The following is a 22,003-nucleotide window of genomic DNA, read 5'->3' on the forward strand; positions in this document are numbered from 1 at the left end:
ACCTAATGCATACGTACCTAGTGCATTACGCACGTAACGCTCACAAACTTCCTGCCAGTACATGTACTTCGATGTCTGAATCTCCAGCTTGAATAACGCCAGAAATAGCGGGAACACTGGAATGCGGGTATAAAACGTTGGTGTTGGGGGCACATGGATAACAACAAGCTTGTCCCTGACCTTTCACTAACCGCAGTTCACTAAATAGTTTTTTTGATTCAATACGAGATGGCGCTGCAGCCGCGTGGCTAAACCAGCTTCGCCATTCATCGACACAATATCCTGTCATCAGGAAAGAGAGCTCTCGGTCGCTAGAAATAAGGTGCTGACGAACTTCACGATCACCCTCTAATCGTTGATAGGTAGTGACCTTACAACCGATAAATGGAGACCAGATAGAGACTAAAGTGTCTCCTTCTCTAAAAGCTTCAATGTGACGAGGTCTGCTGTACCACTGCATCGTATCAGGATGCTGAAATGCCAGAATGTTATCGCCCGCCCAGCCTTGGTTTATCCATCGAACACTGTCGATACAAAACCCATGCGCCGAGCTATAGGCAAACTTGTAGTACTTATCGACACACTCTCTTAGTTCATTGCTACCTGAAGCGTTGGTCAGTAGATAACTGCCGTCATTTCTCCATTGGAGATGTCTGTCGTTATTCCATTTAGGTTCAGTTATATCCGCCAATAATTGTGCATCGGATTGCCAAAATGGATGAGACTCTTCCATTGCTAGCGCATTGAATGCCTTAAACGCCAATAGTGGAGAGACAGAGCTGGTATAGAACTCACTCATCAGTAAATTCGGATAAGCGAAACCTGGAAGTAACATACCGTTACTGTCGGTGATCGGTTGGTTTGCCCACCAGTTCATTCCCTGAGTCCACAAAGTGCGCCATAACGCCACATCCGCATGTTCAGGATTTACTCTTGCAAGCTCTGCCCAAAACGCTAACGAAGCGAACCGATAATTAAGAGAACGACCATAGGCTAGCTGTCGACCTTCGGAATCAAACCAAGTGCTGTAGGTTTTCGAGAACTCTAACGCATTATTAAGCAGCGTATCTTTACGCGGTGATTCTGGATTCCATCTGCAATACATCAACGCATAGAGCTGAAACGCCATAGGGTTGTAATAGTCCATTACCCCTGTCGCACCATCTTGATACCAGCCTTGCTGCAGCTGCATTTCATCAATAGCCTGCAAGTCGAACTCCAAGTTCAGGGTATCAATTTCAATACCCAAACCAGAAAGCGATTCCAAAATGAGGACACGGAACCAATACCAGTTATTCGGTGGAAGGGCGATGTAAGTTGACGATAGCAACCACTCTGCGAGGTTCGCTTTTTGCTCCTCGTCTAGTGGTTGCCAATAAATTTCGGGCGCTTCTACTAATGCCATCGCAATGGCAGACATTTCAACCACACGCTGATCGTAGTCCTTCGCGTGCTGCCAGAAATTGCTCGACTCTGGCGTAGTACCATCAATGATTCTCTGGCTCAATAAGTGATTGATTTCTGAGTGTATGTGTTTAGAAGGAACCGCTAACCATAGTAAGCGACACACATATTCAATATCCGCCGTCTGGCGGGTGTAATGTGCCGCGCTATTCGCTTGTACATCTAATTTAACTTGATCAGAAATAATCATGACGTGCTTGTGCAACACGTTTTTGGCTAATTCTGCAACACTCTGGCGAGTGGCAAATAAATTTTCTTTTTCAGTTAAATCTTTCCAGCAGACAGACATTATAAATATTCACTCAGTTAAATAAGCTGTTTTGTTGTAAATAATTAAATATCACGGGATATTAATATTAAAACGACTTTTTATATTTTCGATATCTGAGTCATAACTCCATCCATTCACCTCAATTATTTTTCGATTGCATCGCAATTTTTAACGGAAATTAAATTCAACATTTCACACAAGTAAAATAATAAAATTTAACAGAACGAATAAATTTAAAATTTGAAGTGATATTTTTATTAAACACATCGCAATAATGGATGAAATTAATTACCAGATTGAATGTTGTTTATTCGTACTTATGAAGAAAATGTGAGTAATAAACAACCGGTAATTGCTGTCTTAAACAATCACTCATCGCTTTTAAATAGGGTTGGATATGCGAATAGAACATGAAGTAACCTTCGCAGAGATAATGTTTTTCTTTAAACGATATCTCACCATTGGCATTTATCCTCTGTGCTGGGCAGGCACCATGACACAAATGACGCTGGGAGCAAGTAACACAGTGGAGAGCGCTCGCCGCTTGTTTTCCTTGCCCAAAGCTCTGCTGAATTGGAGTCTCGATTAGGTCTGGATATTCACTGCGCTTGATATTGCCAAGTTTAAATTCAGGAAAAACAAAGTGATCACAACTGTAGACATCACCGTTGTGCTCTATCACCAAGTTATCACCACATTTCGGTGAATGAACACAAATAGAAGACGGCATTCCTAAAGTCATACCTAATGCATTATCAAAATGGCTGACAAATACCTTACCAATATCCTTTTCACGCCATGCATCAAACACATCTATCATAAATTTACCAAATTGTTCAGCCACAACACTGCGCTCAGAAACTCCAGAACCTTTCACCGCCTCCACAACCGGAATAAATTGAATGAACTGAACACCCAATGACGTTAAATGTTGATATACACGCCTCCCATAGCTGCCGTTGTGTGATTGCACAACCGTCAGAACGTTATATTCCACTTGGTGTTTTTGAAGCAGTTTAAGACCTCTCAAAACTTGCTGATAGGAGCCTTTGCCATTTCGATGCTTACGGTAGTAGTTGTGAAGTTCTTCATCGCCATCAATACTTATCCCGACCAAAAAGCGATGCTTTTTAAAAAACACCGCCCATTCTTCATCGATTAAAACGCCATTAGTTTGAAATGTGTTTACCACCGTCATCTCTTCGCGCTTATGCAGCTTCTGAAAAGCCAGTGCTCTTTGGTAAAAATCAATACCCCGTAATGTCGGCTCTCCGCCCTGCCAGCCGAAGGTGACTTCTCTTGTTCCGCGAGGTTGGCTTTCGATATAGCCCTTTATGTGTGCTTCTAATACTTCGTCGCTCATATCGAAACGATTTTGATTTGGGAAAAGATCTGTCTTATCAAGATAAAAACAGTAATCGCAATCAAGATTACACAGAGGACCAATGGGTTTAATCAACACATGGAAAGGATTGCGAGCGGAAGGTTTCACCGTCGTGATATACATATTGATAACTTCTATGGATTTTTAAAATGAAAATATTAAAGCAATAAATAAAAGCTGTTGAGGATAAACGCTCGATTAAAAAAATAATTTTTTGTTTGCGACCGAGTTAAAGAAATACCATTAAATGGAGATTTTAAACAGTTATAAAATTGCCAGTATTTTTCATACAGAAGTATTAATTATGAATAATCCTAACCTGTTATATATTTTCCCAGACCAGTTCAGGCAAATGTCAATGAGCTTATGGAATGAATTATTATTTAAGGAGTACTGTTCTGGTAAATCAGACCCAGTATATACACCAAACCTTGATAAATTTTCCCAACAAGCTTACGTATTACCGAATGCTGTCAGTAATTGTCCCGTTTGTAGTCCACACCGCGGAAGTCTATTTACCGGTCAGTATCCAAATAAAAGTGGTGTGCCATTAAACTGCAATTCTGACCGTATTATTTCCGACCTACCGAAAGATGAGACATGCTTTACCGATATCCTTGCTCTATCTGGTTATCACGTCGGCTACATTGGCAAATGGCATCTTGATTTACCCACACCAAATGCACCAGATAGACCGGGTGAATATGTATCCCCATCGACTCCTGCATGGGATTCCTATACAGAGCCAAATCGCAGACACGGAATTCATTATTGGTATGGATATGGTACGTTTGATGAGCATCGCAATCCCCATTACTACGATACACACTGTGTAAGGCATGAACCGCGCACTTGGTCTGCTGAACACGAAGCCGATAAAGCGATTGCCTATTTGAATAATCAAAATGGAGAACGAGCGTCAGACAAACCCTTCGCTTTATTTGTCTCCATGAACCCACCACACAGTCCCTATCAAAGTCTCGATGACTGCCGTGAACAAGACCTAAAGCTCTATGAGAATTTCATCGACGAGCAGTTGCTGGTGCGAGACAACGCTAATATCGATATGGATAAAGCGGCTAGCGCTCGATATTACTTTGCTAATGTCAGCGGTGTAGACCAACAATTTGGACGGATTATTCAGGCGTTAAAAGATATTGGTGAATGGGATAACACTGTGGTGGTATTTACCAGCGACCATGGTGAAACCCTTTGCAGCCATGGTCTAACCGATGCTAAAAACGTTATCTATGAGGAAGCCTTTCTGGTGCCGTTTCTAGTTAAAGATGCGGGACAAACGTTACCTAAAATCTCTCCAACTTTCCTAAACAGTGCTGACATTATGCCTACGGTGTTAGAGCTGTTAGGGCTAAAAGAGCATTTGCCTTCAAATATCACAGGTCAAAGCAAAGCAACATCGATTGTTAACGGCAGCCAAAGCGATTCTGCGCATTGCTCACTTTACATTCGCAACTTGGATGGCGAGAAGAATAGCCAAGGCAAGGTCATTAGCTATTTCCCTCAAAGTAGAGGAATTAGAACTGAGCGTTATACCTTTGCACTGGAAATCGACCGAGATTTGAAACTCGACAACATGCTGCTTTTTGACAATAAGAGAGACCCATACCAACTCGCCAACATCTCTTGGCAGTGCTCTGCCAGTTTAGCTAGAGAACTGCTTTCAATGCTAGCCAATGAGCTCTCACGAATTGATGACCCATGGGCGGAACAAAAAATTTTGAACGAACTACTACCCTATCCGAATTCTAAGGACTGCTAATGAACAACACTCTTCCAAATGTCATCATCTTCTACGCCGATGACTTGGGTTTTGGCGATTTAAGCTGTTACGGTGCCAACGACATTCCTACGCCAAACCTAGATAAGCTGGCAGCAGAGGGAATCAAATTCCATCAGGGTTACGCAACGGCGGCTACCTGCACACCCTCTCGCTATAGCTTGCTAACGGGTAGTTATCCATGGCGTAACCCTAACGCGGCAGTTTTACCTGGCGATGCTCCGCAAATCATCAGTAAGAATCAACCAACCCTTCCCAAAATGTTTAAAAAGCAAGGCTACAACACGGGTATTGTCGGTAAATGGCACTTGGGTTTAGGGGATGGCAATCTCGATTTCAACCAAGAAATTTCAGGTACGCCAAATGATGTAGGCTTCAACCAATCTTTCATAATGGCAGCCACTAACGACCGTGTTCCATGCGTTTACATCGACAATCGACACGTTGAAAACTTAGATCCCAGCGATCCCATCGAAGTTACTTATGAATGGGAGAAAGCCTATACGGATGTGCCTAATGGACGAAGCCATCCAGAACTACTTGATGTCATGTATGACCATGGTCATGACGGGACAATCATTAACGGCGTTAGCCGAATTGGTCATATGCGTGGAGGAAAATCGGCAATCTGGAATGATGAATCCATGGGTGAGCGTTTTGCCGAGAAAGCGATAGAGTTTATTGAACAAAACCAGCATGAGCCATTTTTCCTTTACTATGCGCTTCATCAACCACATGTGCCTCGCATTCCAAATCCAAGATTTAGAAATACAACCCCTCATGGTGTTCGTGGTGATGTCATCGTCGAAATGGATTGGTGTATCGGTGAGGTATTAAACAAACTTGAAGCTCTGGGATTAAAGGACAATACCCTAGTCATCTTTTCTAGTGACAATGGACCTGTACTCAATGATGGCTATAAGGATCAAGCAGTTGAATTAAATGGTAATCATATGATGGCGGGACCATTACGTGGTGGTAAATACAGCTTGTTTGAAGGTGGTACTCGAGTACCATTCATCGTTCGCTGGCCTGAAACAATCAGCGAAAAGCACAGCCATGCATTAATCAACCAAGTCGACCTCTATCATTCTCTAGCTAAAGTTATTGGCTATGAACTTTCCCATGATGAAGCACCTGATAGCGAAGAGCTGTTAGCGACATTAACAGGAATAGATACTCACGGTAGAAACAACATGGTTCTTGAAGGGATGCAGTACAAAAAAGTATTTCGTGACCAGCGCTACGCGTATATTCCTCCGCACGATAACGACTTCATCTGTCAGTACACTGGGAATGAGAAAGGCAATATGCCATCTCCTCAGTTATATGATCTGTTTGATGATATCGGGCAGTTAAACAACCTTGCAGAAGCTATGCCTGAAAAAGTGGCAGAGATGCAAAAGCTACTCGATGAGTCAATCCATAAAGGAAAGACTCGTTAAAGCGATACCTAACTGTAATTAACGTCTACAACAACCATAAAAGTAAAAAGGTGCATTACGATGCACCTTTTGTTCAATCACTGGTTCAAGATTGACTAGTTGGAAATCCACTTCCATTCATAACCAGCTAAATTCACGTTCACCAACTCACCGTGCGTATTTCGAACTGTCACCTTCTGAGGTTCATTAGAGTAGTTCACCGCAGTGGCTTTACCGGTTTGCGGGTAATAAGCCACATCCACATCTGGGTAGTCTGATAACCATGCGTGATGCTGAGTTTCGTTACTGCTCAGCCATATCAAAACCTGCTGCAGCAAACGTGCATTCTGCATATTGAATGGCAAGTTGCCCATATATACCGAACGACCTTGACCATAATTTCTAGCCGTTAACGCCAAATGCTGACCTTGAGCTGCAAGCACTGCGATATCTGTCGCTTGTGGATACACATAACTTGGATTGCCAAAATCGAGCTTATCCGTAACGAACTGGCTGAGATAATGATCTGTCGCGATAGAAAGAGGCATAGCAACTCGCCCCATGGTTAATGCGGTTTCCTTTTCTAATCCAAACACATCACCGAGCTGGAAATAGCGTCCATTTTTCTGGAATGCGGAAGGGTCGCACACCCCAAGTAATCCACCTCCTTGACCAACAAACTTACGCAATGCCACCAGCACATCGCTGTTGTCCCAGCACTGTGCACCACTCCAAGCAGAGTTCGCATCGCCAGTGTTGATGATTACTTTGATCTCTTCGCTGATGCCATTTTGAATAATGTCATCAAAGCTGATGAACTCAACATCGAATGGCAGACCAGCCAAACATTCCAGCAGGTTATTACCTACAAACTCCATCACATCAGGACGTGGCGGAACATAGAAACGCTGGTCACGTGCTTGGTTTTGTAACCAACTGCGAGCCTTACCCCAAGCACTTAACACCGCGATTTTCCCCGGTATTTTCTGAGATTCAGTACCTTGCGTGTGTTGCAAGTACTCGCCAAACTCGCGAGAAATATCGGTTACATGGTCGATAAAACGCGGGAATTTGTTTGCAAGTGAAAGGTATCCACCGTAACCAATTCTATCTAGCGGCTTTTGCAACATCGCGCGACGGATTTTTACCCAGTTCGACATAGACTCTACCACTGGGTCGTTGCCTTCACGGAATACATCTGGGAAGAAGTAAGGATAGAAACGCGCCTCACGGGTTTGCTCTCCCATCGAATCGGTAAGACGGCGCAACGCAACACCATCTTCAACTGCACCTATATTGATATCGAGACCGATTTTTTGATAGCTCTCTAGAAATGGTTCAGTACCTATCCAGTGGTCGCCTTGGAACATCGCTGTTTTCTTGCCAGCATTGTGCGCCATTTGAACTAACTCAGCCGCGAAATCCACCACAAACTCTTGTACAAACGTCATCCAGTCTTGGTATTGCTTAGAAGGTGCTTTGTAAGTGCCGTTGTAATAACCTGCATCAACAAAATCTTCTGGAGTTAATCGATAGCCAAAACGTTTTTCAAAGTCCTCTAGTGCTCTTGGGCTTACGGTTTCTCCATAGCCTGTCCAGTCACGATAGATATCCTGATTTTGTTCGCCAGTATCAATCACAAACAAAAACGCAAAAGTGGTAAAACGCACTACTGTTGTGTTTGGATGTTCATTCAACCATTGGGCGAAATGTCTAATCAGATGAGCACGGCACTCTGGGTGGTAAGGATCTAAGCTTTTAATGCGAGGTCCTTTCCAATCATTGGTTAGTGCGTTGTACATTGAAACACTGTCCCAGACCTGACGTGCCATAAACGTCACGGTGTACTCATGATAAGGTTCTGTCTGCTCGATCGTCACCTGCTGAGTTGCCGCGTCAAACTGCCACAACGCGGTATCAATAACCGTGTTAGTTGTTCGATTTCGCACCTCCCACCAACACTTCGGGTCGCTGTCATCATCCAGCTCATACTTGTCTTTGCTGTAACCATCAAGAGGACGAATAACCAGTGTTTCGGCCATTGCCGTCACTGGAAATGACATCAGGTATTTTCGATGCAGATATTCAGGGTGCAGATTGGCGAATTGCTGATCCGCACGAACCAGACACACAACCGAATAAATGTCGCTATCTTGTTGAGCTAGAGACTCAGGCATTGTTGTACCATCGCTATCTCGCAGAGCATCAGCCTGCCAGCGTTGGTATAAATCTAATACAACTTCTTCTTGACCAACCTCAACAGGCAACGTCATATGCCCTTTGGTTGTAGACACTTGTTTCATGGTCAAACTCCAAAACGTGAATACTGCGGGCTCTTTCACCCGCATAAATAAAACGGAAGAAAATCAGTACGCTTACCAGAAGAATTTCTGATAGCCATTGGCACGCATTAACGCTTCAAGGTAGTAATAATCACCATAAGGAAGCATGTTGTCGCATAGACCAACTTTGACAAATGAAGCCCCGTGCGCGAGTAACCCCAATGCACTTTCGTCATGTGTTAAATCACATTGCTTCATGAGCCCTTGAAGTAAGTACAAGCCCCAATCTCGGTATGTTTTAGCTTCTTCTTGGTCTTTAATACATTGAGCGATGAGAAGGAAACCAGCAGCGGTAATCGCCCCTGCAGAACTGTCTTTGTATTGGATTTCATGCTCTGGAAGTAAGTAGTCCCAAACTGGCACACCATCATCAGTAATATGATTTGTCACATATTCTGCTAGCTTCTTCGCCAGCGTCAGGAACTGCTCATCGCCAGTATAAAGATACGTTTGTGCAAAGCCATGAATTGCCCAGGATTGACCGCGAGCCCAACAGGAATCATCCGCATAACCTTGGAACGTTTCTCCTCTTAATGGTTGCTGAGTGATCGGGTCAAAGTTAAATGAGTGATAAGTAGAAAAATCATCACGAACTATGTGCTTTGCCAATGTTTCACTGTGACGCTTAGCAGCATTGGCATAGACAGGCGAGCCTGTGATTTCTGAAGCCCAAAACAACAGAGCCGTATTTTGCAACGAATCAATAATAGATTTACCCAACGTCACTTCAGGACCTAACGGATGTGTGTCGTTCCACGCGACTATGTATCCACCAATCTTTCTGAATCGATGAATCAAATGATCTGCCGCTCGCAACGCCATCATTTTCGATTCTTCATCACCTGTCAGTTTGTAGTCTGCGACGCAACTAAGGCTGTACTGAAAACCCAAATCGTGATCGAGCCAGAAAGGGTCTAACAGCATGTTGGCAAAGTAGCTCTTGCGTAGTTTTGCACTATTCTTAAACACTTCCTGCCCCGTCATTTGGTAACTTAGCCAAAGTTCACCAGTCCAAAACGACGACACCCAATCAAATTGGTCGCAGTAATCCCACTGGTTTGATGCTGTACCCATCTTAGGATTGCGTTCACCAATTTTGGCAATATTTCGACGGATAGACTCCACGACAATGGGTAAATGATTCATTACACTTTGTTCGTCTAGTGCTCGCGGCAAAGGACGTAGAACGACTTTTTCGGTCATAGAAAACACTCTTAATAGAATTGCAGGATTAACTTTGAATTACTTTTCGCGATAATGAACAGAGCTGACAGCACGTAACCTTTCGGCAGCTTGCTCTGGCGTTAAGTCCCTTTGGGACTCAGCAAACATCTCGTAACCCACCATGAATTTTCGAACGGTTGCACTGCGCAGCAAAGGGGGAAGAAACGAAGCGTGCACTTGCCAATGTTCACTGTCTTTAGTCAATGAATGCCCTTCACTTAAAGAATACGGTGCTCCATGCCAGCCCATGCAGTACGGGAAAGAGCATTCAAACAGGTTGTCATAGCGTGTGGTAATCTCTTTAAGAGCAATCGATAAGTCAGATTGTTGTTGCGACGAAAGTTCTGTAATTCGGCTGACTCTTTCCTTCGGCAATACTAAGGTTTCAAACGGCCAGCTTGCCCAATAAGGCACGACAACGACCCAATGCTGGGTTTCCACTACTACTCGCTCTTCACGTAGTAGCTCGCGATGGGCATAGTCATGTAGTAACGGAGAGTTATATGTTCTGAAATACTCAGCTTGGTGCTGATCTTTTTTACTCACCATGGTTGGAATAAAACTGTTCGCCCAGATTTGTCCATGGGGATGGGGTTGTGAGCATCCCATGGTTTCGCCCTTGTTCTCGAAAATTTGCACCCATGGATAACGCTTGCTTAAGCTTTCACTTTCTTCAATCCAAGTTTTTATCACTTGCTCTATTTCATTGTGCGAAAGCTCAGCCAACGTGCGGCTATGATCGGGAGAAAAACAGATTACTCGGCTCTCTCCTTTCGCACTATGAAGTTTAAATAGAGGGTCATCACTGAGATTTTGGTCAGGCGTATCATCTTGCAACGCCGCAAAATCATTCTTAAATACAAAAGTGCCAGTGTAGTTTGGGTTGATGTCACCACTGATGCGCTCATTACCTGCGCATAAGAAACAAGACTTTTCATAACTTGATGAAACATTAAGTGCTGGCGTTTCCTGCTGACCACTCCAAGGACGCTTCGCTCGATGAGGCGAAACAAGAACCCACTCACCTAAAAGAGGGTTATAACGGCGATGTGGATGCTCGATTTCATCAAACTGGGTTGTTTTCATAACGACTCAATATCCTTCTATACAACGTAAAATTTTTTTAATCACACTTGCCTCTCCTATCGACGAGCGACCGTGAAGTTCTTCGCAAATAAAACATCACGGACACAACGATACCCACGTAAATAGAGAACTCTAAGTGGAGGACAAGCGCGGCAGTAAAAGTGGTGATTAATACAACAAATTCTTTCTTATCTTGTTGAATAATCGAGCGTATGTGGGGAACATCGACAAGACTATATGCAACAACTAGTAAAATCCCGCCCATGCCTGCTAAAGGAATGTAACGAACATAGTCCGCCATCAAAGGCATCATCAGTAGCAAAATCAAACCGGCAAACACAGCCGCTAATGGCGTTTTTGCTCCACTACTAAAATTAACGCCGCTACGGGTAAATGATCCTGAAGACATGTAGCAGGAGAAAAACGCACCTACGACGTTGGATATGCCCTGTCCGATGAACTCTTGGTTGCTGTCAATTCGCTGCTTCGATTTTAATGCTACTGCACGCCCTATCGAGATAGCTTCAACTAAACCCAACAAAGCAACGGCAATAATTCCACCAGATAAGTCCCTGATTAAATGGAAATCGAATTCTGGTGTGGATAGCTTTAAAGTCGAATTTTGGATCTGCTGTACATAGTCAATTTCAAAGCCATTTTGACTGAGTAGCAATGCAAAGAAGATTGAGATAATCATTGCGACCAGCATATTCGGGGTAGAAGGAATGAAACGCTTGGCAACAATACAGCTAAGGATAGTAATCAAAGCAATGAACAGCGATACAACCTGAGTATGTTGAATATGGGCAATAACCAACCCCAAGTTTGCAATTGCTGTGCTCGCTGAATCAAAGCTGAGCCCAAGTACATGCTTCAATTGGCTTACAGCAATCACAACCGCAGCCCCTGCTGTAAAACCCATTACTACTGAGTGCGAAACGAAGTTGACAACTGCACCAACTCTTAGCAACCCCAAAGCAAGTTGTACGATGCCAGCACAGAAAGTCAGAGTCAGGCAGAGCTGGATGTAAAGTGACGTACCAGCATCAGCAAACTGGCTGATAGTCGTAAATACAATTACGGATAATGCCGCCGTTGGACCTGAAATCAAATGATGAGATGAGCCAAACAGTGCAGCCAAAATCGCAGGAATGATTGCGGTATACAAACCATATTCAGGCGGAAGACCAGCAATCATTGCATACGCAACACCTTGAGGCATGACGATGATTGCCCCCGTAAGACCGGCTAGAAAATCAGTTCTCAAATCGCCTTTTTTTATTAGAGGCAACCACGAAACAAAAGGAAAATAACGGACTAACACAACAATCGACTGCTTAAACATAATATCTCTTATATTTAAAATTCAACAATCAACAAAATGCGAAACACAACACAAAAACAATAAACCACTGAATGAAAATTGCACAACACAGTGAACCAAAACTATTATAGGTAAAGAAAATAACCATTCAATACAAAATAAAACAATGTTTCACATATTGATTATCAGGTATTATATTTTGCGACACAGATATAATTATTATTCAAAGTTAACTTGAATATCGAACACACTTATTTATCTACCTCAATAAATCATCTATGCACAACAATCCATATGTACCAGCCTACCTAACATTACAACACACCATAAGGAATAAGGACTCAGGCTTATATAGCAATAGATAAGAATGTAAATAGTTCAACCGTAATTAACGCGATACATATCTCACATTATTCATCCATGTAAATTAAATTAATAAGTACGTTAAATTATATGGATGAAATAAAATTATTAATTGCATTAAAACTTGTCACCCAATAGATACACAAAATAACACATCCGTATGAAGTAGATCGTAAAAAATATTTAGAAAATAAATTTTCAATATATTTAAAAGTTCTTTTGTATAAGATTCCCCTGTCGATTTGATTAATGAAAATATATTGCTCACTTGCAAATAAATTAAGTTGTTAAACAAATTAATACACTCGATTACGTTTCTAAGTAATCAATATAAAAATATGGAGTAAAATATGAACATCAAACCATTAGCAGCAGTGGTATCTCTTTTAGCAGCAGGTTCAGTAGCGGCAGGCGAAATCTACGCAACTGATACCAATACAGTAGAGCTTTCAGGTTGGGCAAAAGCAATTGGCCTATACGTTGATGCAGACAAAGCAGATAAAGACTTACACGTTTATACAGACGCTCAACTGACACTTAAGGGAACTCATTTCTTAAGTGAAGATGCAAAAGTAATTGGTTCGTTTGCACTTAACACTGAAGACAGTAACGTCAAAGACAAGAAAGCTTCTTTTGGTGATATTAAGTTAGAGTTTGACCACACCAGTTTCGGTAACCTTTCTCTAGGCGACACAGGTAACTCGTTTGGCGCAGTAGAAAAAGCAAAATCTGGTGAAGGTAGCAACTTATTCTACGTAAACCAAGGCGGTGTGAATGGTCAGGGTATTCGCTATAAGAAAGCTATCGAAAAACTAGAACTGTCTGCTAACTATGAAACTCAAAGTGATACTAGTGTAGAATCAAGCTACGCCGTTTCTGCAAACTACAAAGCAGACAACTTCACAGCAGCAATTGCATATGGTTCTGATGGTGATGAAGCCGATACATTAGGTCTAGCAGCTGATGCAACATTAGGTAATCTAAAACTAGCAGCAGCTTACATATCATTTGAGAACGCTGGAAGTTTGCAAGCAAGTGATAGTGTTAAAATCGAGTTACAAAAACCAAACGATGGCGAAACTTACTCAGTGGCAGCGACTTACACTATCGACCTATTCCGTATTTACGGTTCAGTTCAATACGCGGAAGGCGACTACAAAGGAACGTCTTTTGACGCTCAAACTGCATACGTTGGCCTAGGCTACGATGTAACGAAAGAGTTCAAAACTGACTTCGTTCTTCAAACAGGCGAGACCGAGAAAGCTGGCGTAAAAGAAGACGGCAGCGCAGTTAAATTCGTAGCTAAATACTCGTTCTAATTACGAGAATTTTTATCTACTGACTTTTCTTATTAATTCCGCATTTTGCGAAAGCCACATCAGGGTTGATGTGGCTTTTTTTACTTCAATAGACAGCCTTTATTGAACACCTTACCTCACTTAACTCTGGAGATTACCTTGCTAAGCGTTTAATCTGTTTTGGCTTACAAATGTGTACTTAAGGAGGAGTATCTTGAAATTCGCTATGATCGGTGCGGGAGGTATTGGTTGCTATTATGCGGCGAAACTCGTAGAAGCAGGCCACGATGTTGTATTCATTGCCAGAGGTGAACATTTAAAAGCACTTCAACAAAACGGTCTTACGTTAGAGCATCCAGAGTTTACATTTGCATACTCGATAACTGCCACTGACATTGAAGGGTTATGTCGGGAATATAGTGGTAGTGATTTTGACTTACTGATCATCGCCTCAAAAGGCAGTACCACAACATCAATAATGGAACAAATGAAGCCTTGGCTTGATGAATGCGATACCCCCATCCTTTCGATACAAAATGGTGTAATGAACGAAGGTATTATCGCAAACGCAGTTGGTGTAAAACGTACTATTGGCGGTTTAGCAATCAAGATTGGCGCACACGTTTTGCAACCGGGCGTAATTGAAGCTACAGGCATGGCACAAATTGACTTTGGTGCTTGGCCCTCAGAATCAGCTAATCCAAACCTCAAAGAATTTCTCATTGAACTCAGCGCTGTTTTCGAAGAGGCTGGTATTCCTAACCAACTTTATGATGACGTAAGCTATGCTTTGTGGCGCAAACTCATTATCAACAATGCTGTGAATCCAATTACAGCTCTCACCATGAAAGACACTCAAACCGTCACTCGCGATCCCGTATTAAGGCAGACTGTTTATCAGATCATGCAGGAAACTGCACGCGCTGCGAGGTTTGCGAATGTAACCATGAGCGACGATGACGTGGAAGAAATGTTCAAATTAATCTGTGAATTTGATGCCATCAAAACATCTATGTTAGTTGATCGAGAAAAAGGTCGCCAAATGGAAATCCAAGAGATTTGTGGCCCCGTGATTGATTACTGCCGTCAGTCCGGTCAACCTGCAACATCGACAGAATTGATTTGTCACCTTCTGCAACATGCAAGCGGTCAGATGATCGAAGCATAAAAGTTACTTTCACTGCCTATTCCAAACTCCTTGATATAAGAATACGCAGTGAAACATCATGTTACATTTAGAGCTCTAGCGTTTACTTCTCTTGCATTTTGGAAACGCTTTTTACCCTTATTTAACATATATTTATACCCAAAATCTATTTCCTGCTAAACAGCACATTTTTGTATAACTAGAGTTAACAATCTAACTCTATTGCAGTATTACTAATAACAAAGTTAGGGCAATAAAGTGACGCTGAACGGCTGTTGATACAGAGTAATTCCAGCGCCTATATCTGAACCCTCCAGCCGTAGACATAACCACGTTAAAGTTCTTACGCCTACCCCTGCCTGATGTTCAACAACGTTTGCCCGTCAACCGTTTTTGTAATTGTTCAGGAGACTTACTATGAGTGATATTGCACTCTCTATCAGTATCCTTGCTCTGGTAGCGGTGTTAGGTCTGTGGATAGGGAATTGGCGACTTTACGGGGTTGGTTTAGGAATTGGCGGTGTGCTGTTTGGAGGCATATTCGTTGGTCACTTTACTGGCGCTTGGGGCGTTGAACTTAACTACCACACCTTACACTTTATCCAAGAGTTTGGATTAATCTTATTCGTCTACACCATTGGTATCCAAGTCGGCCCAGGCTTCTTCTCATCGTTGAGAAGCTCAGGTCTCAAGCTCAATGCATTCGCTGCTCTAATCGTATTGTTGGGATGTCTTGTCACTGTTGCCCTTTACTATCTATTTGATGTTCCCCTTCCTGTCATTCTCGGTGTTTTCTCAGGTGCGGTAACGAATACCCCTTCTTTGGGTGCTGGGCAGCAAATTCTCACCGAGCTTGGTGGTCACGAAAACCTTCTTGATATGACAGGCATGGGATACGCCATCGCCTATCCGTTTGGCATCTGCGGTATCTTGCTTACTATGTGGCTGATTCGAATCTTCTTTCGAGTCAATGTTGACCAAGAGGCCGAAGAGTTCGAAATCAAAAATGGTCACAAGAAATCCAGTTTACATACGATGAATATCTCAGTGAAAAACCCAAATTTGAACGGGCTATTCTTAAAAGATATTCCTGCTCTTAGTGATGGCAACATCGTCTGCTCACGCCTAAAACGAAATGAACAGCTGCATGTACCAAAACCCGATTCTCGTGTTGAAGTGAATGACCTACTCCACCTTGTCGGCGATAAAAACGCTTTAGAAAAGGCTCGTTTGGTGATTGGTGAAGAGGTAGACGTCTCTCTTTCAACCAGAGGAACAGAGCTTCGCGTGCAACGTTTGGTTGTAACCAACGAAATGGTTTTAGGTAAGAAACTTAGAGACTTAGATCTTAAAGAAAAGTACGACGTTGTAGTCTCTCGTCTAAACCGTGCAGGTGTTGAACTGATTCCAACCAGCAATTCTACCCTTCAGTTTGGTGACATTTTAAACCTCGTCGGTCGACAAGAAGCCATCGAAGCTGTGAGCGGTATGGTGGGTAATGCACACCAAAAATTGCAGCAAGTACAAATGCTACCTGTATTTGTGGGTATTGGTTTGGGCGTGCTACTTGGCTCAATACCTTTTTACTTACCGGGCTTTCCGGCGGCTATCAAACTAGGCTTAGCTGGCGGACCACTGATTGTTGCCTTGATCCTCGCCAGAATTGGCAGTATCGGCAAAATGTATTGGTTTATGCCCCCAAGCGCGAACTTAGCGTTGCGAGAAATCGGAATCGTCCTCTTCCTTGCGGTGGTAGGATTGAAATCAGGGGGTAACTTTATCGAGACCCTAGTTCAAGGCGATGGAGTTAGTTGGATGGGTTACGGTGTCGCCATTACGGCAATTCCGCTTATTACGGTTGGGATATTGGCAAGAGTGCTTGGACATATCAACTACCTCACTATTTGCGGCATGCTAGCCGGTTCAATGACCGATCCACCAGCCCTAGCGTTCGCTAACGCTTTGCACGAATCAAGCGGAGCTTCAGCGCTCGCTTACGCAACGGTTTACCCTTTGGTGATGTGTTTACGAATACTGTCACCACAAATACTCGCTTTGATACTTTGGACTATGTAGCTTCGAAGTAAGGTAACTAAGAAAAAGAAAAACCGAGCTTTAAAGCTCGGTTTTTGCGTAGTCATCGCCCAGACTATTACAGCACTTTTGCTAAGAACTGTTGCAGACGAGGATGCGCAGGATTATCAAACACCGCTTGCGGGCTGTCATCTACCAATAGTTTGCCGTCTTCCATGAACAACACTCGGTCAGCCACTTCACGGGCAAAGCCCATTTCGTGAGTAACGATAACCATGGTCATACCTTCTTTTGCTAGAGATTTAATAACATCCAGTACTTCTCCTACCATTTCTGGGTCAAGTGCTGAAGTTGGTTCATCAAATAGCATCAAATCCGGTTTCATTGCTAATGCACGAGCAATAGCAACACGTTGCTGTTGACCGCCAGACAAATGCGTTGGGTAGTTGTTCATGCGATCTTCCAAACCCACACGCTTAATCAACACCTTCGCTGCGCCTTCCACTTCATGTTTAGGACGCTTCGCTACTTTCATCGGTGCAATCATGACGTTTTCTAACGCCGTCATATGCGGGAATAGGTTAAAACTTTGGAACACCATACCCACGTTTTGGCGTAGTACGTTGATATCCGTGGTTTTCGCATACATATCGAAACCATCAACGATAATGGTTCCTGAGCTGATCTCTTCTAGCTGGTTTAACGTACGTAGAAACGTAGATTTACCAGAGCCTGAAGGACCGATAATAACCACAACTTCACCACGCTTTACTGTAGTCGAAACTGATTTTAAGGCATGGCAACCATTAGGATAGAACTTGTCTACGTCGTTGGCGTAAACCATATCTTCGCCGTTGTATTCACTAGTCACTGGCTGATAACCTCTTCTCTAAACGTTGAATTGCCCAAGACAGAGTCCCGGTTACTAGTAGGTAAAGTGCTGCAACAGTGAACCACACCTCAAACGGTGCAAAGCTCCCACTGACAACTTCACGACCCGCTTTGGTTAAATCAGTAATAGAAATAACTGATACCAGCGAAGAATCTTTAATAAGATTAATAAACTGACCAGCCAGAGGTGGCAAGGTGCGTTTAAGCGCTTGTGGAAGAATGATGTAGCGCATCGCTTTTGGATAAGTCATACCCAATGAACGCGCGGCTTCCATTTGACCTGTTGGAATCGCCTGAATACCTGCACGAACAATTTCTGCAACGTAAGCACCAGTAAATACCGATAACGCCACAACACCTGCTGTGAATCGTTCAAAATCGAGTACCGTTCCGATAAAGAAGTAAACGATAAAGATTTGCACCAGAAGCGGTGTTCCACGAATCAGTTCAACATAGGTGAGCGCTAAGTTTCTTGCTGTTTGGTTCTTGGAAACCCGCATCAGGCCAAATATCAGGCCGAGCAAAACAGCGAATATGAGAGAGATAAAGGAAATTTCTACCGTTACCCATAAACCATGAGCAATCGGTCCGAACTTCCATTCATTCAGTTGTGCAACCGTATCGCCTTGGAATACCAAGTCGCCGTTACCAACCATTAGTGTTGTGTAATGATCTATGATTTGAGGCTGGCTAGAGTCTTCAAACTCAATCGTTAACTGACCTGCTTTAACCACTGCTGTGCCGTCACCATTTGCACGGAGCTGTTGCATTTCGGTGTTTACAACATAAGGCCAGAGACGATCCCAATGCCAGTTATAATTGATACTCTTCCCAGAGAAATAGACCGCGCCAATCAGCATGGCCATAATTAGGACGTAAATTCCGTGTCCTATCCATTTTGAGGATTTTGACTGCATCACTCAGATTCTCTTTATTCTTTTTAATGAACTGGGCAACTCTCGCTGCCCAGTTGACTAGAGTTTTGATTCACTATCACTTAAGCAGTGTTAGCAAACTCAAGTTTAAAACGTGAATTATTGAACGTCTTTCAACCAGTCGTCAGACTTGAACCACTTGTCGTACATACGATCGTAAGTACCGTCACCTTTAATTTGACGTAGGTAGTTGTTCAAGAAGTTTAGGAAGTTAGCATCATCCTGACGAATTGCCCAACCTAGAGGCTCGTAAGTGAACGGTTCGCCTAGGTGTGCAACTTTGCCTTTGTTTTGCGCAGCGTAGATAGCGTTGTATGGGAAGTCATAAACAAACGCGTCAGCTTTACCGTTAACAACTTGTAGAACGGCATCCACTTCTGTGTCGTAAAGGTCAACTTTTGCGTTGAAAAGGTGTTTCTTCGCAGCTTCCACACCAGTTGTGCCTAGCTTAGTAGAAATTGTGTACTTAGGATCATTCAGGTCAGCATAGCTCTTAACTTTACCTTCAAGCGCTGGAGAGATGATCATAGACTGACCGATGATGATGTACGGGTCAGCAAAGTTAACTTTCAAGTTACGCTCAGAAGTGATAGTCATACCACCCATGATGATGTCGCACTTGTTAGTTTGTAGCGCAGGGATAATACCATCCCAAGCTGTGTTCACTGGAGTGAATTTAACACCCATAGAACGCGCCATGTGCTTACCTAAATCGATATCAAAACCAATGAAACGGCCATCTTTAGTTTTCATTTCGAAAGGCATGTAGCCAGCATCAAAACATACTTTTAGCTCACCTGAGCTAAGAACACCTTCTAAGTCAGACTTTGCCATCGCTTGATTAGCACCAAGTAGAGAGCAAGCAAATACAAGTCCAGCTGCTGAAGATTTAATAAATTTTTTCATAATATCCCTTATAAAAAATTTTGTTATTTTTCTGTTCGTCCAATGACAAATACGATGTTGTATTTTGTGTCACGCAAACGCGAACTGACATCAAAAACCACAAGATAATGCAACACAATCTAGTAACATTTCAATAACCTTCCGAATTTAAAACCAACAATGTGCTATAGGTATTCAATTTTCACCTAAGAAGGTGACTCAAGTCCCGAATCAAATCGACCGGAGACTCAAGACCGATAGAAAGCCGAACTACGCCTTTACCTGCATCACGGCAGAAGTTCGCTTTTTGTTCTGGGCTAAATCGGTAAGTAGACTTGTCCAAATCGTCAATTTTCAACACCACCGCCAAACTACGCTGATGTCCTATCGAATAAGCGTAATAAAACATCTTCGATTCATGTGCAAAGCGTTGCTCAATCAGTTCGATGTCCTCTACTTGGAATGCAATAATGCCGCCAAAAAATGCCATTTGCCGTTTTGCTAGCGAAAATTGTTGGTGAGACTCAAGACCGGGGTATAAAACTCTTAGCACTTTTGGGTGATTTTCTAACCAGTTTGCGATGGTATGAGCCGAATCACACAAGGTTTTCATACGTGGATAAATAGTCTCCATACCCCGCATAATTAGCCATGCGCTCTGCGCACTTAAAGATGCACCAAAATAGACGCCAGCAACGCTTCTAAGCTTGCTAATTAAGGCTTTGGAGCCAAGTACACATCCACCTAGAACATCTCCATGACCGTTGATGAATTTGGTCAAAGAATGAATAACTAAATCTGCCCCAAGATCAAGTGGTCGCGTTATAACCGGTGTTGAAAACGTCGAATCCGCACTGAGTAAAATTCCACGTTGTTTAAGCAATTCAGACAGCTCTTTTATATTAGTGAGTCTTAATAGAGGATTGCATGGCGTCTCTATGTGCACCAACTTAGTGCTTTCACGCAAGACTTTTTGCACACTATTGATGCATGACGTATCAACAGTTGAGACCTCAATTCCAAATTGGGGCAAGATCTGAGTCGCGAACTCATACACAGCAGCATAGCAAACGTCACTGATAACCAGATGATCTCCCGCCTTTAAAAGAGACATAAATACAGCAGTTATTGCAGCCATACCACTCGCCGTCGCTATTCCATCCTCAGCTTTTTCAAGTATCGCCAAGCGCTCTTCCAGCAGTCGAACCGTTGGGTTTGTCCATCCTGCATACAAAAATGGCGACTCTGAGATATCTTCCATTCCTTGAGCTGAAAAGGCGCCTTCGTTGGGCAGAAAGCTGTGATTCACAGACATCACTATGTTAGGAGCAATCGCTCTGGTATGAGGGTCTGGACTTATCGCCGCATGTACAGCTAGAGTTTCAGGAGCGTATGTTTCAGCGCTCAATTCAAAATCGAAATCATCATTAATCATTATTTTTAACCTAATAGTGGCGACAGGTCATGAACCATTTGAGCGTAATGGACGCTTTTCGGTTCTAAACCATACGAATGATTAAATTTTGAATTCCAATTGACGCGTAAAATCCGCTATTCTTGCCTCCACATGGAAGAAATACCGCGTTTAGCAGTGAAAAACGCGAAATTAACGCAAGAGGAAAACCATGAGTGAAACCACTCTGGATAGTTTCGATAAAAAAATTCTGGAGCTGATGCAAAGTAATTGCCGTATGCCAACTGAAGGTATTGCTGAGCAAGTCGGCTTGTCTGCTTCGGCAGTGCAAAGAAGAATCAAGCGCTTAAAGGAAGACGGTGCCATCCGAGCTGAAGTGGCAATCATCAAGTCTGAACTCTCTACGCATCCGATGACGTTCATCGCAGGCATCGAAATCGATAGAGATAATTACACCGTTCTCAATAAATTCAAGCGCTGGGCAGAGACTCAGCCATCAATACAACAGGTGTTTTATGTCACGGGCAACGTTGATTTGATGGTGGTAATTTGTGCCAAAACCACCAAACACTACGATGAGATAATTCAACAAATTATGGATCTATACCCTCAAATCCGCCGCGTTTTGACTAACGTAGTTTTAGATACACCAAAACAGAGTCTGTATCTCCCTGTTGAATAATCTCTATAGAACACGCCAAGTAAAAATCCACCTGCAA

16 protein-coding genes are annotated in these 22,003 nt (G+C 42.9%); 6 read left to right on the plus strand and 10 right to left on the minus strand.

All coding sequences use genetic code 11. The features are described from left to right. Positions 1–40 precede the first annotated feature (40 nt). The gene (locus ACOSVQ_RS11485) at positions 41–1,753 is read right to left on the minus strand and encodes a DUF2264 domain-containing protein (RefSeq protein WP_491982699.1); all 1,713 of its coding nucleotides are present in this window, start codon (positions 1,751–1,753) and stop codon (positions 41–43) included. Between the two features lie 289 nt (positions 1,754–2,042). Then, positions 2,043–3,242, minus strand: a complete 1,200-nt coding sequence (locus tag ACOSVQ_RS11490) for an anaerobic sulfatase maturase (RefSeq protein ID WP_491982700.1) — start codon at positions 3,240–3,242, stop codon at positions 2,043–2,045. 181 nt (positions 3,243–3,423) lie between these two features. Between ACOSVQ_RS11490 and ACOSVQ_RS11495 the strand changes: the two genes are divergently transcribed. Both ACOSVQ_RS11495 and ACOSVQ_RS11500 read left to right on the plus strand, forming a co-directional pair. Further along, positions 3,424–4,899, plus strand: coding sequence for a sulfatase family protein (locus ACOSVQ_RS11495; protein WP_491982701.1), 1,476 nt, complete (start codon positions 3,424–3,426; stop codon positions 4,897–4,899). Further along, the gene (locus tag ACOSVQ_RS11500) at positions 4,899–6,362 is read left to right on the plus strand and encodes a sulfatase family protein (protein ID WP_491982702.1); all 1,464 of its coding nucleotides are present in this window, start codon (positions 4,899–4,901) and stop codon (positions 6,360–6,362) included. The genes ACOSVQ_RS11495 and ACOSVQ_RS11500 overlap by 1 nt, the downstream gene beginning before the upstream one ends. Before the next feature lie 95 nt (positions 6,363–6,457). Here the strand turns inward: ACOSVQ_RS11500 and gnpA are convergent, their stop codons facing one another. The 4 genes from gnpA to ACOSVQ_RS11520 form a co-directional block, all read right to left on the minus strand. Beyond that, positions 6,458–8,644 carry a 1,3-beta-galactosyl-N-acetylhexosamine phosphorylase gene (gene gnpA / locus ACOSVQ_RS11505; protein WP_491982703.1) on the minus strand — a complete coding sequence of 729 codons (2,187 nt, stop codon included), beginning with the start codon at positions 8,642–8,644 and terminating at the stop codon, positions 6,458–6,460. Positions 8,645–8,716: 72 nt separating this feature from the next. Further along, positions 8,717–9,886 (minus strand): glycoside hydrolase family 88 protein, encoded by a 1,170-nt coding sequence (locus ACOSVQ_RS11510; protein WP_491982704.1) that lies wholly within the window; start codon positions 9,884–9,886, stop codon positions 8,717–8,719. Between the two features lie 39 nt (positions 9,887–9,925). Further along, a complete protein-coding gene (locus ACOSVQ_RS11515) occupies positions 9,926–10,993 on the minus strand; it encodes a UDP-glucose--hexose-1-phosphate uridylyltransferase (protein ID WP_491982705.1) in 1,068 nt (355 codons plus the stop codon). A gap of 37 nt (positions 10,994–11,030) precedes the next feature. Continuing rightward, positions 11,031–12,338, minus strand: a complete 1,308-nt coding sequence (locus ACOSVQ_RS11520; RefSeq protein ID WP_491982706.1) for a SulP family inorganic anion transporter — start codon at positions 12,336–12,338, stop codon at positions 11,031–11,033. Positions 12,339–13,030: 692 nt separating this feature from the next. Here ACOSVQ_RS11520 and ACOSVQ_RS11525 point away from each other — a divergent pair. The 3 genes from ACOSVQ_RS11525 (at position 13,031) to ACOSVQ_RS11535 (ending at position 17,201) form a co-directional block, all read left to right on the plus strand. After that, the gene (locus tag ACOSVQ_RS11525) at positions 13,031–13,999 is read left to right on the plus strand and encodes a porin (protein ID WP_491982707.1); all 969 of its coding nucleotides are present in this window, start codon (positions 13,031–13,033) and stop codon (positions 13,997–13,999) included. A gap of 193 nt (positions 14,000–14,192) precedes the next feature. After that, positions 14,193–15,146 (plus strand): ketopantoate reductase family protein, encoded by a 954-nt coding sequence (locus ACOSVQ_RS11530; protein WP_491982708.1) that lies wholly within the window; start codon positions 14,193–14,195, stop codon positions 15,144–15,146. Positions 15,147–15,542: 396 nt separating this feature from the next. Beyond that, positions 15,543–17,201 carry a putative transporter gene (locus tag ACOSVQ_RS11535; RefSeq protein WP_491982709.1) on the plus strand — a complete coding sequence of 553 codons (1,659 nt, stop codon included), beginning with the start codon at positions 15,543–15,545 and terminating at the stop codon, positions 17,199–17,201. 76 nt (positions 17,202–17,277) lie between these two features. Here the strand turns inward: ACOSVQ_RS11535 and ACOSVQ_RS11540 are convergent, their stop codons facing one another. From ACOSVQ_RS11540 to ACOSVQ_RS11555, 4 genes are all read right to left on the minus strand, one after another. Further along, positions 17,278–18,030 carry an amino acid ABC transporter ATP-binding protein gene (locus ACOSVQ_RS11540; RefSeq protein ID WP_491982710.1) on the minus strand — a complete coding sequence of 251 codons (753 nt, stop codon included), beginning with the start codon at positions 18,028–18,030 and terminating at the stop codon, positions 17,278–17,280. After that, a complete protein-coding gene (locus ACOSVQ_RS11545; protein WP_165313739.1) occupies positions 18,023–18,967 on the minus strand; it encodes an amino acid ABC transporter permease in 945 nt (314 codons plus the stop codon). Before ACOSVQ_RS11545 ends, ACOSVQ_RS11540 begins: the two co-directional genes overlap by 8 nt. A gap of 117 nt (positions 18,968–19,084) precedes the next feature. Next, positions 19,085–19,891 carry a transporter substrate-binding domain-containing protein gene (locus tag ACOSVQ_RS11550; protein WP_165313738.1) on the minus strand — a complete coding sequence of 269 codons (807 nt, stop codon included), beginning with the start codon at positions 19,889–19,891 and terminating at the stop codon, positions 19,085–19,087. A 181-nt stretch (positions 19,892–20,072) separates the two neighbouring features. Next, entirely contained in the window at positions 20,073–21,305 is a 1,233-nt protein-coding gene (locus tag ACOSVQ_RS11555) for a trans-sulfuration enzyme family protein (RefSeq protein ID WP_491982711.1), read from the minus strand. A gap of 190 nt (positions 21,306–21,495) precedes the next feature. On the opposite strand from ACOSVQ_RS11555, the gene ACOSVQ_RS11560 reads away from it, so the two are divergent. Continuing rightward, on the plus strand, positions 21,496–21,966 hold the full coding sequence (locus ACOSVQ_RS11560; RefSeq protein ID WP_491982712.1) for an Lrp/AsnC family transcriptional regulator: 471 nt from the start codon (positions 21,496–21,498) through the stop codon (positions 21,964–21,966). The last annotated feature ends 37 nt before the right edge of the window (positions 21,967–22,003 follow it).

The organism is Vibrio sp. HM8-C, assembly GCF_058630515.1.

What these genes read in the sequence shown, in the direction of transcription:
- ACOSVQ_RS11485 (WP_491982699.1), bottom strand. Translation starts at nt 1,753, where the DNA reads ATGTCTGTCTGCTGGAAAGATTTAACTGAAAAAGAAAATTTATTTGCC.
- ACOSVQ_RS11490 (WP_491982700.1), bottom strand. Translation starts at nt 3,242, where the DNA reads ATGTATATCACGACGGTGAAACCTTCCGCTCGCAATCCTTTCCATGTG.
- ACOSVQ_RS11495 (WP_491982701.1), top strand. Translation starts at nt 3,424, where the DNA reads ATGAATAATCCTAACCTGTTATATATTTTCCCAGACCAGTTCAGGCAA.
- ACOSVQ_RS11500 (WP_491982702.1), top strand. Translation starts at nt 4,899, where the DNA reads ATGAACAACACTCTTCCAAATGTCATCATCTTCTACGCCGATGACTTG.
- gnpA (WP_491982703.1), bottom strand. Translation starts at nt 8,644, where the DNA reads ATGAAACAAGTGTCTACAACCAAAGGGCATATGACGTTGCCTGTTGAG.
- ACOSVQ_RS11510 (WP_491982704.1), bottom strand. Translation starts at nt 9,886, where the DNA reads ATGACCGAAAAAGTCGTTCTACGTCCTTTGCCGCGAGCACTAGACGAA.
- ACOSVQ_RS11515 (WP_491982705.1), bottom strand. Translation starts at nt 10,993, where the DNA reads ATGAAAACAACCCAGTTTGATGAAATCGAGCATCCACATCGCCGTTAT.
- ACOSVQ_RS11520 (WP_491982706.1), bottom strand. Translation starts at nt 12,338, where the DNA reads ATGTTTAAGCAGTCGATTGTTGTGTTAGTCCGTTATTTTCCTTTTGTT.
- ACOSVQ_RS11525 (WP_491982707.1), top strand. Translation starts at nt 13,031, where the DNA reads ATGAACATCAAACCATTAGCAGCAGTGGTATCTCTTTTAGCAGCAGGT.
- ACOSVQ_RS11535 (WP_491982709.1), top strand. Translation starts at nt 15,543, where the DNA reads ATGAGTGATATTGCACTCTCTATCAGTATCCTTGCTCTGGTAGCGGTG.
- ACOSVQ_RS11545 (WP_165313739.1), bottom strand. Translation starts at nt 18,967, where the DNA reads ATGCAGTCAAAATCCTCAAAATGGATAGGACACGGAATTTACGTCCTA.
- ACOSVQ_RS11550 (WP_165313738.1), bottom strand. Translation starts at nt 19,891, where the DNA reads ATGAAAAAATTTATTAAATCTTCAGCAGCTGGACTTGTATTTGCTTGC.
- ACOSVQ_RS11555 (WP_491982711.1), bottom strand. Translation starts at nt 21,305, where the DNA reads ATGATTAATGATGATTTCGATTTTGAATTGAGCGCTGAAACATACGCT.
- ACOSVQ_RS11560 (WP_491982712.1), top strand. Translation starts at nt 21,496, where the DNA reads ATGAGTGAAACCACTCTGGATAGTTTCGATAAAAAAATTCTGGAGCTG.